The organism is Nostoc sp. LEGE 06077, assembly GCF_015207705.1.
In the GTDB taxonomy this organism is placed as follows: domain Bacteria; phylum Cyanobacteriota; class Cyanobacteriia; order Cyanobacteriales; family Nostocaceae; genus Nostoc_B.
Map to the genome: position 1 here is coordinate 26196 of NZ_JADEWI010000056.1, position 14944 is coordinate 41139.

At 43.1% G+C, this 14944-nt stretch carries 11 protein-coding genes; 7 read left to right on the forward strand and 4 right to left on the reverse strand.

Annotated features, from left to right (window positions below):
- Nucleotides 1–3 precede the first annotated feature (3 nt).
- Nucleotides 4–1152 carry a DegT/DnrJ/EryC1/StrS family aminotransferase gene (locus tag IQ244_RS25635; protein ID WP_193899221.1) on the forward strand — a complete coding sequence of 383 codons (1149 nt, stop codon included), beginning with the start codon at nucleotides 4–6 and terminating at the stop codon, nucleotides 1150–1152.
- A 311-nt stretch (nucleotides 1153–1463) separates the two neighbouring features.
- Here the strand turns inward: IQ244_RS25635 and IQ244_RS25640 are convergent, their stop codons facing one another.
- Nucleotides 1464–2210: a DUF561 domain-containing protein gene (locus IQ244_RS25640; RefSeq protein ID WP_193899223.1), complete on the reverse strand. Its 747-nt coding sequence runs from the start codon at nucleotides 2208–2210 to the stop codon at nucleotides 1464–1466.
- Between the two features lie 611 nt (nucleotides 2211–2821).
- On the opposite strand from IQ244_RS25640, the gene IQ244_RS25645 reads away from it, so the two are divergent.
- From IQ244_RS25645 to IQ244_RS25660, 5 genes are all read left to right on the forward strand, one after another.
- On the forward strand, nucleotides 2822–4213 hold the full coding sequence (locus IQ244_RS25645) for an efflux RND transporter periplasmic adaptor subunit (protein ID WP_193899226.1): 1392 nt from the start codon (nucleotides 2822–2824) through the stop codon (nucleotides 4211–4213).
- A 61-nt stretch (nucleotides 4214–4274) separates the two neighbouring features.
- The gene (locus IQ244_RS25650) at nucleotides 4275–7451 is read left to right on the forward strand and encodes an efflux RND transporter permease subunit (protein WP_193899229.1); all 3177 of its coding nucleotides are present in this window, start codon (nucleotides 4275–4277) and stop codon (nucleotides 7449–7451) included.
- A 36-nt stretch (nucleotides 7452–7487) separates the two neighbouring features.
- Entirely contained in the window at nucleotides 7488–7619 is a 132-nt protein-coding gene (locus tag IQ244_RS33070) for a hypothetical protein (protein WP_265578953.1), read from the forward strand.
- 12 nt (nucleotides 7620–7631) lie between these two features.
- Nucleotides 7632–7988 (forward strand): helix-turn-helix domain-containing protein, encoded by a 357-nt coding sequence (locus tag IQ244_RS25655; RefSeq protein ID WP_193899231.1) that lies wholly within the window; start codon nucleotides 7632–7634, stop codon nucleotides 7986–7988.
- A 47-nt stretch (nucleotides 7989–8035) separates the two neighbouring features.
- Nucleotides 8036–8560: an IS630 family transposase gene (locus IQ244_RS25660; RefSeq protein ID WP_322746105.1), complete on the forward strand. Its 525-nt coding sequence runs from the start codon at nucleotides 8036–8038 to the stop codon at nucleotides 8558–8560.
- 100 nt (nucleotides 8561–8660) lie between these two features.
- Here the strand turns inward: IQ244_RS25660 and IQ244_RS25665 are convergent, their stop codons facing one another.
- Together IQ244_RS25665 and IQ244_RS25670 are read right to left on the reverse strand one after the other, a co-directional pair.
- Nucleotides 8661–8945, reverse strand: a complete 285-nt coding sequence (locus tag IQ244_RS25665; RefSeq protein ID WP_193899233.1) for a hypothetical protein — start codon at nucleotides 8943–8945, stop codon at nucleotides 8661–8663.
- Between the two features lie 45 nt (nucleotides 8946–8990).
- Nucleotides 8991–10877, reverse strand: a complete 1887-nt coding sequence (locus tag IQ244_RS25670; protein ID WP_193899235.1) for an ArsA family ATPase — start codon at nucleotides 10875–10877, stop codon at nucleotides 8991–8993.
- A gap of 637 nt (nucleotides 10878–11514) precedes the next feature.
- Here IQ244_RS25670 and IQ244_RS25675 point away from each other — a divergent pair.
- Nucleotides 11515–14763, forward strand: a complete 3249-nt coding sequence (locus tag IQ244_RS25675; RefSeq protein WP_193899237.1) for a WD40 repeat domain-containing protein — start codon at nucleotides 11515–11517, stop codon at nucleotides 14761–14763.
- Here the strand turns inward: IQ244_RS25675 and IQ244_RS32730 are convergent.
- A partial coding sequence (locus IQ244_RS32730) for a hypothetical protein (RefSeq protein ID WP_228059147.1) occupies nucleotides 14693–14944 on the reverse strand: 252 nt, incomplete at its 5' end. The two genes, IQ244_RS25675 and IQ244_RS32730, sit on opposite strands and share 71 nt — an antisense overlap.

Below are 14944 nucleotides of genomic sequence, written 5' to 3' on the forward strand. Positions count from 1 at the left end.
CTCATGTTCCAAAGCGTAAATTCTGTTCCAGCCTTTGATATCAAGCAGCAATACGTCACTATCGAAGCAGAAGTGAGTGCAGCAGTGCTAGAAGTTTTGGCTTCCGGGCGTTATATTGGTGGCCCAATAATTGAAAGCTTTGAGCAACAATTTGCTGCCTATCATGGTGTTACTAATTGTATAGCTTGTAACTCTGGAACTGATGCACTCTACTTAGCACTACGAGGTTTAGAAATTGGTGCAGGCGATGAGGTGATTACCACACCGTTTACTTTTATTGCAACAGCTGAGGTAATCAGCGCCGTAGGAGCCAAGCCTGTATTTGTAGATATAGATATTAATACATTTAACTTAGATTTACGGCAAATAGCTGCGGCAGTTACACCCAAAACCAAGGCGATTATTCCGGTGCATTTATTCGGACAGCCTGTGGATATGACAGAGTTAATGGCGATCGCTAATACTCACAATTTGGTTGTAATTGAAGACTGCGCTCAATCTACTGGGGCAATTTGGGAGAATCAAAAAGTTGGCAGCCTTGGGCATATTGGTTGCTTTAGTTTTTACCCTACCAAGAATCTTGGCGGTTGTGGCGATGGTGGGGCGATTACAACTAATGATCCAGAATTAGCGGCAAAGATGCGGGTAATTAAGGAACATGGGCAAATAAATCGCTATTACTACGAAGAAATTGGCGTAAATAGTCGCCTAGATGCCATTCAAGCCGCGATTCTACAAATTAAGCTGCGTTATCTTGATAATTGGAATCAACAAAGACAAGCGATCGCCTCGTATTATCAGCAGTTTCTCAAGCAAATTCCGGGAATTGTCGTCCCTGAAGAACTCCCCGGTGGCAAAAGTGTCTGGAATCAATACACAATTCGCATTGTGAGTGAATCCCGTAACGGTGCTAGTGCTTCACGTCGAGACTGGGTAAAGAATCAATTGCAAGAACGGGGTGTAAATTCGATGGTTTACTATCCCTATCCATTACATTTACAGCCAGTCTATCAACATTTAGACTACAAACCTGGACAATTGCCCGTAGCCGAGCAAACTTGTCATGAGGTTTTATCTTTGCCGATGTTCCCCGAACTCACAACCCCGCAACAAGATCAGGTAATTTATGCGCTGAAGGATTGTTTGGCGTAAATATAGCCGGGGACAGGTAGTAGGTGACAGGTGACAGGGTTAAAAGCTTTGTGGTGTCTAAGTTTTATTATTGAGCGATGTCCTAAGCAACTTGGCTACTGCCATAAAGTATGAAGTGTGCAACTTTCTCTCAAACCTAACCCCCAACCCCTTCCCTTGTAGGGAAGGGGAGCAAGATTCAAAGCCTCTCCCCGAAGCGGAGAGAGGTTTGGAGAGGGGTTTCAAGAATAAGTTGCACATTGCGTTAAAGTATGAGGTGTGAAGGATGAAACATTTGTTTTAAGTTTCACCCTTCATCCTCTACTGACAAATTAGACAATCGCGCGGTTATTAGCAGTCGCCAAAGCTTCAACTAAACCACGTACAGCGGCAATCATGGCGATTTCGCTGTTGAGTTGGTTAATAGCCGAACCGACACCCACGCCAGCCGCACCAGCCGCGATCGCTAAAGGTGCTGTAACGTTAGAAATACCGGAAGCGCACAATACTGGAACTGAGACAGCGCGAGAAATTTCGTAAGCTGCGGCTAAAGTAGGCGCAGCTTTTTCAATTAATCCCAAAGTCCCAGGGTGAATAGGTTGGCTGCTGGTACCGCCTTCGGTTTGAATAATATCAGCCCCAGCTTTGACTAGTTCTTCTGCCAGTTGTACCTGTTGATCTAGTTTCAGGATGTGGGGAACTGTCACAGATAAGGTGATTTCTGGTAGCAGGGCGCGGGTTTGCTGAGTCAGCGCTAACACTTCTTCAGCTTCAAATCTGCGTCCTTGGGCGTAAAAGGAATCAAAATTGCCAATTTCAATCAAATCTGCGCCAGCTGCTACAGCTTGGACAAATTTTTCTGGCTCAACTGCTGATACACAAATTGGTAAATTAATCAAGCTTTTCGCCATTGCGACTATTGCCGGATCAGCAGCAATATCCACAAAAGTCGCACCACCCAATTCAGCAGCTTTAATAGTAGCAGCCACGCGATCGCGGTCAAAGTTATGTAACCCGCTAATTACTTTCAGAACACGGCCGTTAGTAAATGCACGTTGTAGAGCAGAATGTATTGTCATAGTTTGTTTTTTGTAGCTACGAAGGTAGGAATATTTTTACACTACTGAGCGTTTGCGGCTAGGGGGTAGTTAGTAGTTCAAGACAGAATCTTAGATGTTGAGATGGGTGCAAGGGTGTAAGGGTGCAGGCTATGGTGTACACACAAATCTTGGTTAAGTCCCGCCTCGGAATGAATTCCGAGTCTCACAGCGCAAGTCCTCTGAAGAGGACTCAACAAGAAACTCATTCCAGTCCACGCTTTGTGGACTTTAGCTATGAGCCTGGAACTTTAGTTCTAGGCGGGATGCGTTTCATACTGCCTATTTTGACTTGTGTGTACACAGTGGAGGGGAGAGAAATTCTATCTATATTCACTTTCCAAATGTCTGGAAAATTTTAATACTTACATCTAGTACAGGTTGGCGTAAATAAACAGACCATCTGGAATTGCGAAAAGGCTTGTGGTATCACTATTCTTTCTTTTTCCTTTTGACTTTTTACTTTTGCCTTGTTGTACTAGTTTATTACTTAGGATTAATTGTTAGCGCTCTAATGTTTAGATAAACTAACATAAGGCTTAACTAATTAAACTCAACATTTTTGCGAAAAACACCAGCTACTCTGTGTGAATATGAGCCGTTTTTCTGTCTTGATTACAAATCCTGTGTTGCAAATCTTACCCAAGAGTTTGAGCGATCGCAACTTCCTGCCAAAAAGGAGGTTATGGCTATTGATTCTAGGTTTGGCTTATCTCTGTTCTGCCTGTGCTAAAGCTTCCGAAGCGCAATCAACAGGCAAAGATACAGGGAAAAAACGACCTGTACCTGTAATGGTAGCAACTGCTACTCAAAAAACGATACCAATCTTGATTCGGGGTACAGGCACAGTTGAAGCATATTCAACTGTCTCTGTCAAATCACAAATTGGCGGGCTGTTAACAGGAGTTTATTTCCAACAAGGAAAGAACGTCAAAAAAGGGGATTTGCTATTTCGGATCGATTCTCGTCCCCAGCAAGCAGCACTGATGCAAGCGATCGCCGCCAAAGCCAAAGACGAGGCATTAGTCAAGCAATCCCAGGCTAATGTTACCAAAGCGATCGCCCAAGTTAACCAAGCCAAAACCACAGTCCTCAAAGATTTAGCGCAGGCGAATAATGCCAATGTTCAAGCAAAACGCTATGCTGGTTTACTGCAACAAGGAGCAATTAGTAAAGAGCAATCTGAACAATACCAAACAAGTGCAGTTGCTCAAACAGCAACAGTCAAAGCAGATCAAGATGGGGTAGCTAATGCCCAAGCAGCAGTAGTCGCCGCCGAGGCAGATGTCAAAAATGTCCAAGCCGCCGTAGCCGCAGATGAAGCAGCAATTGATAATGCTAAAGTCCAGCTTTCTTATAGTTCTATTTATTCGCCAATTACTGGACGAACTGGTAGCTTCAAGTTGAATCAAGGTAATTTAGTCACCGCCAATTCCACAGATCCCCTAATTACCATCAGCCAGATTCGCCCGATATATGTAAACTTTTCCCTTCCCCAGCGAATGCTGCCCGACTTAAAAAAGTACACCAGCAACGGCAAGTTAGAAGTTGATGTCATCCCCCCCAAAGATGCAGGAAATCCTGTACATGGCTATTTAACTTTTATTGACAGTGGTGTCAATACGCAAACTGGGACAATTCAAATCAAAGGCACATTTAGCAATGATGACGAGCGATTGTTACCAGGGCAATTTGTGAATGTTGTCCTCAAATTATCAGAAATACCCAATGCTGTTACTGTCCCTACCAAAGCCATCCAAGCCGGACAGCAACAGCAATTTGTCTATGTAGTCAAACCAGACAAAACAGTAGAAATGCGCCCTGTAGTTGTGGGAGATACAGTCAATAATGAAACTGCGATCGCCCAAGGCATCAAACCAGGTGAACAAGTAGTCATCGATGGACAATTCAACCTTGTACCTGGAGCAGCAGTGCAAGTTAAGCAGGGATTAGCAGGAGGCAAAGGGCAGGAGGGCAGAAGGTAAACCACTCTGACATTAATACTTTCTATCCAGATGCTCTTGGCTATAAAAAATAGGAAAATCTATGAATATTTCCGAGTTATTTATTCGTCGCCCAATCATGACGACTTTGGTAATGGTTGGCGTGTTGATTTTTGGGCTGATGAGTTACCGAATGTTGCCTGTGAGTGACTTACCGAATGTGGATTTTCCCACAATTCAGGTGAGTGCTAACTTGCCTGGGGCGAATCCAGAGACAATGGCGGCATCGGTAGCCACACCTTTAGAAGCGCAATTTTCGAGTATTGCTGGCTTGAGTTCCATGAACTCGACTAGTTCCTTGGGCAGTAGTCAGGTAACACTGCAATTTGATTTAAGTCGAGATATTGACGGGGCTGCCCAAGATGTGCAAGCGGCGATCGCCAAAGCCACGCGGCAATTACCTGCGGATATGCCCAGCCCTCCATCTTATCGCAAGGTCAATCCCGCAGATCAGCCAATCCTCTACATCTCCCTCAATTCTGCTGTTCTGCCCCTGTCCACCGTAGATAAATATGCCGAAACCCAACTGGCACAACGTTTATCAATGGTCAACGGGGTGGCACAGGTGCAAGTCTACGGTTCGCAAAAGTACGCCGTGAGAGTTTTGCTTGACCCGGAATCTCTCAGTGCCAAAGGTATAGGTGTAGATGAAATTGCGGAAGCTATTAGTAAAGGTAATGCCAACATTCCTACGGGGACACTGTACGGTCAAGAACAAAATTTTACCATTCAAGCCAACGGACAACTTAATGATGCGGCTGGCTATCGTTCTTTAATTGTCAGCTATCAAGGCGGTGCGCCAGTCCAACTAGGAGAAGTCGCGCAAGTCTTAGATAGTGTAGAAAATGACAAAGTTGCTAGTTGGTATTTTAGCAAGACCCAAAAGCCAAATCAAAAATCTAACTCTGGTGTGCGGGCAATTGTTCTAGCCATTCAAAAGCAACCGGGAACCAATACCGTTGAAGTGGTCGAGGCGATTAAAAAACTACTGCCCAAATTCCGCGAACAAATTCCCGCAGCGGTGAATATGGAGATTCTCTACGATCGCTCTCAAGCCATTCGTGAATCGGTCGATGATGTACAATTCACGCTGTTACTGACGATTGGTTTGGTTGTGTTGGTAATTTTCCTCTTTCTTCGCAACCTCCGGGCGACAATTATACCGAGTTTGGCAGTACCGCTATCTTTAGTCGCCACCTTTGGGGTAATGCTATTGCTGGGCTTCTCCCTCGATAACCTCTCACTCATGGCGTTGACTCTTTCCGTCGGTTTTGTGGTGGATGATGCGGTAGTGATGCTAGAAAATATCGTCCGTCACATGGAAATGGGTGAAAGTCGTTTAGAAGCAGCCTTGAATGGTTCACGGGAAATTGGCTTTACAATTTTGTCTATGACCATTTCTTTAGTCGCCGTATTTATTCCCGTGCTGTTTATGGGCGGGATTTTAGGGCGATTATTCCGCGAGTTTGCTGTGACTATTAGCGTGGCAATTCTCGTATCGGGAATAATTTCTCTCAGCTTGACACCAATGCTGTGTTCTCGATTCTTGCTTCCACCCCATCACCAGCAAGAAGACGCATCAGAACCAGCGAAAAAAGGTTTCAAAGGCAGAATTCAAAGATTTAATCGGGGACTGTATAATACTTCCGAAAAATTTTTCGATGTCATCTTGGGTGGCTATGCGTGGAGTTTAAAGCGATCGCTCAAATATCATCGCACGACAATGTTTATCTCTGGGGCAATTGTTGTTGCCACAGTTTATCTATTTATGATTGTGCCGAAAGGGTTTATTCCCACTGCGGATGTCGGACAAATCACCGCCTCCACCCAAGCCGCCGAAGATATATCCTTTGCTGAAATGGTAAAACATCAACAGGCAGTAGCGGCGATCGCAGATCGTGATCCCAATATTGCAGCGATTAACTCTAGCGTTGGTGCAGGTGGGGCAAATGCTTCTAGTAATACAGGACGCTTATTTATTAGCCTCAAACCCCGCGAAGAACGTCAACTGAGTGCTGATGAAATTGTCCAAGAACTGCGCCCCAAACTATCACGCATCCCTGGGATGAAGGTTTTCTTACAAAACCCACCAGCGATTAATATTGGTGGACAACAAACCAAAGCCCAATATCAATTCAGCTTACAAAGTCCGAATATTCAAGATTTATATCAATATGCACCAACATTAGAAGAAAAACTCCGAGGGCTACCTGATTTACAAGATGTCAACAGTGATTTGCAAATCAAAAACCCCCAAGTACAAGTTGACATCAACCGTGATCAAGCGGCATCTATGGGGCTAACAGCCGAACAAATCGAAACTGCCCTAAGTAATGCCTACGGTACACGGCAAGTTTCCACAATTTACGCCTCCGATAGCCAATATCAAGTGATTATGGGAGTCGAACCTAAATATCAGGGAGACCCCAGCGCCTTAGAATTGCTATCAATTCACTCCCCCAATGGACAAATAGTACCCTTAAATGCCGTCGCCAGCATCTCGAAAGGTGTGGGGCCTTTGACTATCAACCACTCAGGGCAGTTAGCTGCTGTAACTATTTCCTTTAACCTCAAACCCGGAGTGTCACTAGGTAACGTCACAGAAAAAATTACCCAACTCGCCCGGCAAACATTACCAGCCAGCATCACAACAGGTTTCCAAGGTTCAGCCCAAGCGTTTCAGTCTTCCTTGCAAGGTTTGGGATTACTACTGCTAGTTGCGGTTTTAGTAATTTATATTGTGCTGGGCATTCTCTATGAGAACTTTATTCACCCTTTGACAATTCTTTCGAGTTTGCCATCAGCCGGATTTGGCGCATTGTTAACCTTGTTACTATTCCAAGTTGACTTGAATATTTACGCCTTTGTCGGCATCATTCTGCTAATTGGGATTGTCAAGAAAAACGGCATTATGATGGTTGACTTTGCCATTGAAGCCCGGCAAAGTGGTAAGACTCCCTATGATGCCATCTATGAAGCTTGTGTCGTTAGGTTTCGCCCGATTATGATGACCACAATGGCAGCTTTGATGGGGACTTTACCCATTGCCCTGGGGTTGGGCGCAGGCGGAGATACACGCCGTCCTCTTGGTTTAGCAGTGGTGGGGGGATTGCTGTTTTCCCAATTTCTCACACTGTATTTAACACCGGTGTTTTATACATACATGGAATCCTGGCAAAGCTTTTGGAAAAAGGGTCATACTAATTCACTAAAAGTGTGATACAGATAGTGAAAGGACAAATATGAACAAGAGAAAATGGCTGGAGTCACCAAAGTAGAAATATTTGAGTCAGTAGGAGAGTTACATGAGCTACTGATTAAACAAAAAACAGCAACAAGCCGTGAAAGAATTCAAGCTTTATACTTGCTGAAGATGGGGCAAGTATAAACGATACAGGATGTGGCTGTTGTTGTGGGTAGAGAAAGGGTGACAGTACAGAGATGGTTAAAAACTTATACAAAGTCAGGAATAAATGGGCTGTTATCAACAAAAAAGAGTACAGGGCGACCGCCAATTATTAAAGCTTCAGCCAGAGAACAACTTTCAAAAGAACTTGAACAGCCAGAAGGATTTAAAAGTTATGAAGAAATACGAACATGGTTGAAAGCACAAGAGGGAGTAGAGGCGTCGTATAAAGTGGTACACGATACAGTACGTTATCGAATGAAATCGAAGTTAAAAGTACCACGAGCAGTAGGGATAAAACATAACTCCGAAGCCGAATCAGAATTTAAAAAAAACTGCCACAATACCTAGAGGTCATTAAGAAACACATCATAGAGCCAAAAGATAAACACAAAAGAATTAGATACTGGTGTGGTGATGAAAGCCGTGTGGGGTTAAAAACAGAAATTGGAAGACTAATCACACTTCGTGGGGTTAAGCCTATCGGTAGAATGCAATGGAAGAGAGAAAATTTTTATTTATACGGGTTAGTGGAACCATTAACTGGAGAGTATTATATCTGGGAATTTTCTCATCTCAATACAGCTTGTTTTAATATTTTTTTAGAACAGTTTGCGATTACATATTCTCAAGCTATACATATTATTCGATTAGATAATGGTGCTTTTCATCTAAGCCAGAGTCTGAAAATACCAGAAAATATTATTCTCCTGTTCCAACCTCCACATACTCCGCAAGTCAATCCCATTGAAAGATTATGGGAAGAAGTTAAAAGGTATTTAAGTTGGGAATGCTTTGGAACTTTAGATGAGTTAAGAGCAGATATTTGGCAACGTCTTGAGAAATTAAACACATCAATTGTTGCTTCTATTACAGGTTGGGGTTTTATTCTTGATGCTTTATTTGTATCAGGGTTTTCGTGAATTGGTATCACCTGAATCCTTACGTATGTACAGGGTTTTATTTCCTAAAATAGAGAGCAAAGGGAATGAGAATGATATAGGCAAGCTGAAATCTTATTGCTTAGTATTCCAATGTTAAGGTTTTGAATTTTGGTGTATTGTCCTCTAAGCCAGTATTTGCTTGCTGATGGATCGTGTTCTCTTCAGCAATTGTTTGACTATTTAAAATAGCAAGACGTTGCTGAATCTGATGTCGGCGTGCTTCGAGTTTTTCTAGTTCCTCCTCTAAACGCTCCTTCTCTAACATCATTTTGTAAGCATTTAAGTAAGCTGTTGCTTGAGAACGTTGAGGAGGCATGGTGCTAAGTTTGGCTTGAATTTGTCTGCGGTTTGGAGTGCGATGCATAATAAATATCTCTTTGGGTATGAAAGTATTTAGTCTAATTAGCCGTTAAAATAAACAGCCTGCTGCTGCTTGGATGCGTTCTAAAGGCTGAACTGAGCGAGGAAGCATTGGTAAGCGAACTATTGTCAAACCTGGAAAATTTGTCTCGCAGTCATCGCAATTAATGGTTGCTGTAGAAGTAAAACGGTTGAGAAGAAGGTAATTCTGACTTACACCTATTTCTTCCATAGATTTGAACAGGCGTTTTTGTTCGGCAAGTACGCTAGTCTGGTTAAGTGTAACCCCAATGAACTCTGCTTGTTGTGGGTCTTTTAGCACTTTTTGGGCTTTGACTACGCGCTGTCGCAAAGTTCGTAAACGCCCCATAAACTCTGTACGGCCAAGGACATTCTGATACTTGATCCAGAGTTTGAAAATCCAACCTAGCCAGTCTGCTAATGCAGTTGGCATTTCTAGAAAACGCAGAAGATGACCTGTAGGAGCAGTGTCTAAAATAATCAAGTCTTCTTCTTGTTGCTCTAGCAATTCCATTACTGTTAACAGGGAAAGTATTTCATCAATCCCTGGTAAAGCTTGATCGACAATTTTGCGCCAGGCAGCAGGAGCATAGGCCATTTCAATACCTTCGCTTGTTTGGGTTTCGCCACTCATCATTTCGGCCAGTTCCCATAGGTAATCGGCTCTGAATTGATCGACAATGCGATCGCCATCTACTTCCTGACCTCGAAGATTGGCAGTTATTTGATATGGTTCGTGTCCTAAACTCAAACCAAAGGCATCGCCCAAGGAGTGGGCTGGATCGATAGAAACCATGCGAATTTTGCGATCGGGATGTTGTTGAGCCATAGCCCAACCAATGGCAGCTGCTACTGTGGTTTTGCCTACTCCACCCTTACCGCCAATTAGTAACAGGCGACGACCTTCGGTCAGAAAATCTCCAAAGCTAGGAGGAATTTTTTCAGGCCATTGAATTGGGAGTGGATGAACAGGAGATAGCGGTTCAAGCTGAGAAATATGGATTTGGTCGATAATATTGCTGAGGGCGACAATTCCCAAAGGTTCCTTATCTTGTTGTGGCACAATGAACATCGGCTTTCCGTTAGCAAGAGCCGTATACTGACCGATTAGCGGTTGTTGTTCTTGGTAACGATCTGGGTCAGTCGCACTGGCAAGGACTTGGTTGACAAACAACCCTCCACAAGGAACCTGCATGGTTTGTAAGGCTTCTAGGAATCGTTTTGACTCCAACCAACTCATTGGTTCGGCGATCGCAACTAACAAACAAGCTGTATGGGTGGGATCTTGAAGCAGACGACGACCTTGTGACAGTTCAGCTTTCAGGGTTTGCAAAAAATCGTCAGCGCGATCGGGTGTGTAACTTCCAGCAAAGGTCTTGCTAATAATCCGATGCTTTTCTTGAAACAGTTCAAGAGAGTGGAGGAAAGTGTCTAAAAAATCCATCAATCCAAACAAGTTGAGAGTATGACCGCTAGGAGCCATATCAACTACTACTCTATCTACCTGCTGCTCCTTAAAAAGGCGTTGGATCTCTAACAAGCCCATCAACTCGTCCAGTCCAGGCCAATTTAAATCCCAAACTGGAGACAAGTCTTCTCCTTCAACAAAACTACCTCGCTCCACTAGCAGTTCTAAAACCTGGCCGTAACGTTCTTTAAACTTTTGTAGCAGAAGCTTTGCATCCAAAGCCCTTACTCGTAGATTTGGTAGTTCCGCTATGGGACGAGGAATGTCATCAACGCTAACTTGTAAGACATCTCCAAGAGAGTGAGCCGGATCGGTTGAGATTAAAAGAATTTGCTCATTAGCAAATTTCTGCGCCCAACGACATGCAAAGGTGCAGGAGATTGTCGTTTTTCCGACTCCACCTTTGCCGCTAAACATAGCAAGGTGTAGGTTATCAAAAAGTTCCATCCCGTTTGTCATTTCTGGCGTTTTAGGATAAATTTACTACATATTTTTCAAGTTTGTTTAAGTAATTTCCCTGAATAAAGGTATTTCAAATCTTAATCTTTCACGGATGGGATTTACAAAACTTCTATCCTATAAGCTACCGTGTACACACAAGTTGGAAATAATTGACAAATCCGGGTTTTACCCCACCCTAACCCTGCCCTTGTAAAGGGGAGGGAACTAGATTTCTTTTTTCCCCCCTTTACAAGCTATGCGTTACCCACATCTTTCTTTACAATCTTGAAACCCATGTTCTATAAGCGTCTTAGACACTGATAATTTAGGAATACTTGACAAATTCGCTTTTAATCTTCTCGCTAAAACTGCGTTTTTATTGAGAATGAACAACGAACTAATCAGGGTTATAAAAACCTGAGTCAATACTCTCGCAAATGTTAAGAAAGATCCGGGTAATGGATAGCCTTTACAAGGTGGGATTAAGGGGGGTAATTCGACTTGCGATCCTATAGGGCGGCGACAGGGAAAGCTTCACAAGAGAATGTGTAATTAATTTTGTTGAGTTACTTACAAAGATTAGCCGAGGAACTATAACTGAGGTAAAGATTTAGCCAGAGATGTCCAAAGGTAAAGAGATAAGATGGTTAACAGTTCTGAAGGCGATATAAATATTGGGTGTAATGTCCAAGGTATTTCTGAATACGACTTTTTTTCTGACAATAATTTTGAGGACATTCATTGTCGTCCACTGAAAACAGACTCTCCCTATTTAGGATGGAAAACTTTTGAAATTAAAGATAAAGACAAATTTTTTGGTCGGGAGAATTGGATTGCTAATCTGAGCAATCGCTTAAAAAAAGATAATGTAATTTTGCTTTTAGGAGCATCAGATACTGGCAAATCATCATTGATTCGGGCAGGTTTAATTCCTTATTTAGGATCTCATGAAAAATCATTAATTAATATAAGTTTTCACCCAGATAAAAATCCTTTTAAATCTCTTTATCACTGTCTTGCTTCTACTTATGGTAAAAAATCGCCAATAGCGGATATTGCTAGAGAAATAAGAGAAAATACCCTAATTCAAATTGTCACATTCCTCAAACAAGATTATCAATGCATTCTAATTTTTATTGACCAATTTGAAGAACTGTTTACAAAAACTCAAAAACCGGAACGCGATAAATTTGTTGCTAGTCTATTTCAACTGTTCCAGCAGCAGGATAGCTCTGTCAAAATTGTTTTAACAATGCGGTCTGATTTTTTGGATAAATTTAGTGAGTATCCCCAACTTGCAAAGATCCACGAGCGCTATAGTCGTATACTCACTAGAATGAGCGACGGAGAATTAAAGTTAGCGATCGCTGAACCTGCTGCTAGAAATGGCGTTACCTTTGAACAAGGATTAGTTGAGCAAATTATTCATGATTTTCACCAACAAAATGATTATTTACCACTTCTGGCATACACCCTGAATGTATTGTGGGAAAGAGAAAATATTGCAAACGGAATTCTGAAGACAAAGGCTTATAAAGAACTAAAAGAGCAAACGTTTGGTTATTTAAGCGAACAAGCTAATCAATTTATTAATGCTAGTGTTGGATGGCGTGATCGCCATTCGAGAGAAAAGGAACAAGAAATTCAAAAGTTAAACCTTGCATTGACTGAATTAAAACTGCGCGAGCAGTCCGCCAGGGTTTTGAATTTACTTCCTGTCCAACCGCTAGAGGGTTTGGTGTTGGCAATTCAAACAATGGGTGAGAATTTAGAGAAATACCCAAACCAGCTTCTAGCTCCTGTTTTAGGAAGCTTAAAGGAGGCAATGAACACACCCACAGAGACGAATCGCTTGCGCGGACACGAGCAAGAGGTGAATTGTGTAGCCTTTAGTCCTGATGGCAAGTTTATTGCTAGTGGCAGTAGCGATTCTACGGTGTGCTTGTGGAATATTATTGGCAATCCTACTGCTCAATTTTTGTTGGGGCACGAGCAAGAGGTTAATTGTCTAGCTTTTAACCCTGATGGCAAGTTTCTTGTTAGTGGCAGTATTGACGGAATTTTGTGTTTATGGGATCTACAAGGTAATCTCATTACTCAACCGTGGCAGGGACATGAGGAAGGAGTTATTTCCGTCGCTTTTAGCCCAAATAGCGATTCTATTGTCAGTGTTGGTTTTGACGGAACGGTGTGTTTGTGGGATTTACAAGGTAACACCATCGCTCAACCTTGGCGCGGACACAAGGAAGGAGTTATTTCTGTCGCCTTTAGCCTAAATGGCGATTCTATTGTCAGTGTTGGTTTTGACGGAACGGTGTGTTTGTGGGATTTACAAGGTAACACCATCACTCAACCCTGGCACAAACATGAGGCAAAAATTATTTGCGTCGCCTTTAGCCACGATCGCAAGTTTATTGTCAGTGGTAGTAGTGATTCGACAGTGCGGTTGTGGGACATACAAGGTAATCCCATCGGTCAACCTTGGCACGGGCATGAAGGACATGTAAATTCTGTAGCTTTTAGCCCTGATGGCAAGTTTATTATTAGTGGTAGCTGCGATCGCACAATACGCTTATGGAATATCAATGGCAACCTCATCACTCAACCTTGGCGTGGACATGAAGGACAGATTAATTCCCTAGCCTTTAGCCCCGATGGCAAGCTGATTATCAGTGGTGGCGATCGCACTGTGCGTTTGTGGGAGCTACATCAAATATTACAAGATCGGGTCATCGGGCGATCGCAGCGCAAATATGAGAATTGGGTCAATTGTGTCGCCTTTAGCCCAGATAGTCAGTGGATTATCAGTGCCAGCAATGATTCGACAATCCGTTTGTGGGATATTCACGGCAACCCCATTGGTCAACCTTGGCGCGGACATGAAAAAGAAGCTAATTCTGTCGCCTTTAGCCCTGATGGTCAGTGGATTATCAGTGCCAGCAATGATTCTACAATCCGCTTGTGGAATAGCAACGGCAACCCCATTGGTCAACCTTGGCAGGGACATGAAAAAGAAGTTAATTCTGTCGCCTTTAGCCCTGATGGTCAGTGGATTATCAGTGCCAGCAATGATTCTACAATCCGTTTGTGGGATATTGACGGCAACTCCATTGGTCAACCTTGGCACGGGCATGAAAAAGAAGTTAATTCTGTCGCCTTTAGTCCTGATGGTCAGTGGATTGTCAGTGCCAGCAATGATTTGACAGTGCGCTTGTGGGATATTCACGGCAACCCCATTGGTCAACCTTGGCGCGGACATGAAAAAGAAGTTAATTCTGTCGCCTTTAGCCCTGATGGTCAGTGGATTATCAGTGCCAGCAATGATTCGACAATCCGTTTGTGGGATATTTACGGCAACCCCATTGGTCAACCTTGGCGCAGACATGAAAAAGAAGTTAATTCTGTCGCCTTTAGCCCTGATGGTCAGTGGATTGTCAGTGCCAGCAATGATTCGACAGTGCGCTTGTGGGATATTCACGGCAACCCCATTGGTCAACCTTGGCGCGGGCATGAGTATTGGGTAAATTCCGCAGCTTTTAGCCCTGATGGTAAACTGATTGCCAGTGGTAGTCTTGATGGAACAGTCCGCTTGTGGCAGTGTGGGTGGCAAGAATGGTTGCAAGTTTGCTGCAACAGATTACATTATCATCCCGTCTTTCAAAATCCTGAAAAAGGCAGTGATGTAGAAATTGCCCACCAAACTTGTCAAAAATATGTATGGAATCCACAATGCCCTAAACAGTTGAACAACCAAGGTGAGCAAAAAGAGAAAGCGTTTTCAGCAGCTTTGGAAGACTTTAAGCAAGCAGTTCAACTTAATTTTACATCGCACTGGAAACATCGCCTTGCTTGGCAATCAGTACATACAGAGAATCAATCACTCGGACTATGATTTGGTTCTTGGCAACTTTTGGTGATCTAAGTTGAGGGAAGGCAGACGGCAGACGGCAGAAGGCAGAAGGCAGAATGTTGGTTTGAGGGTTTTCCTGTGCAGTCAATCCGTCTGTATTCTCTGCCAAAAAGGGTTTAACATCCTCACACTCGTTTTGAATTTCAGTGGTCTGCAATTGGGT

What these genes read in the sequence shown, in the direction of transcription:
- IQ244_RS25645 (WP_193899226.1), top strand. Translation starts at nt 2,822, where the DNA reads ATGAGCCGTTTTTCTGTCTTGATTACAAATCCTGTGTTGCAAATCTTA.
- IQ244_RS25650 (WP_193899229.1), top strand. Translation starts at nt 4,275, where the DNA reads ATGAATATTTCCGAGTTATTTATTCGTCGCCCAATCATGACGACTTTG.
- IQ244_RS33070 (WP_265578953.1), top strand. Translation starts at nt 7,488, where the DNA reads ATGGCTGGAGTCACCAAAGTAGAAATATTTGAGTCAGTAGGAGAGTTA.
- IQ244_RS25665 (WP_193899233.1), bottom strand. Translation starts at nt 8,945, where the DNA reads ATGCATCGCACTCCAAACCGCAGACAAATTCAAGCCAAACTTAGCACC.
- IQ244_RS25640 (WP_193899223.1), bottom strand. Translation starts at nt 2,210, where the DNA reads ATGACAATACATTCTGCTCTACAACGTGCATTTACTAACGGCCGTGTT.
- IQ244_RS25635 (WP_193899221.1), top strand. Translation starts at nt 4, where the DNA reads ATGTTCCAAAGCGTAAATTCTGTTCCAGCCTTTGATATCAAGCAGCAA.
- IQ244_RS25675 (WP_193899237.1), top strand. Translation starts at nt 11,515, where the DNA reads ATGGTTAACAGTTCTGAAGGCGATATAAATATTGGGTGTAATGTCCAA.
- IQ244_RS25670 (WP_193899235.1), bottom strand. Translation starts at nt 10,877, where the DNA reads ATGGAACTTTTTGATAACCTACACCTTGCTATGTTTAGCGGCAAAGGT.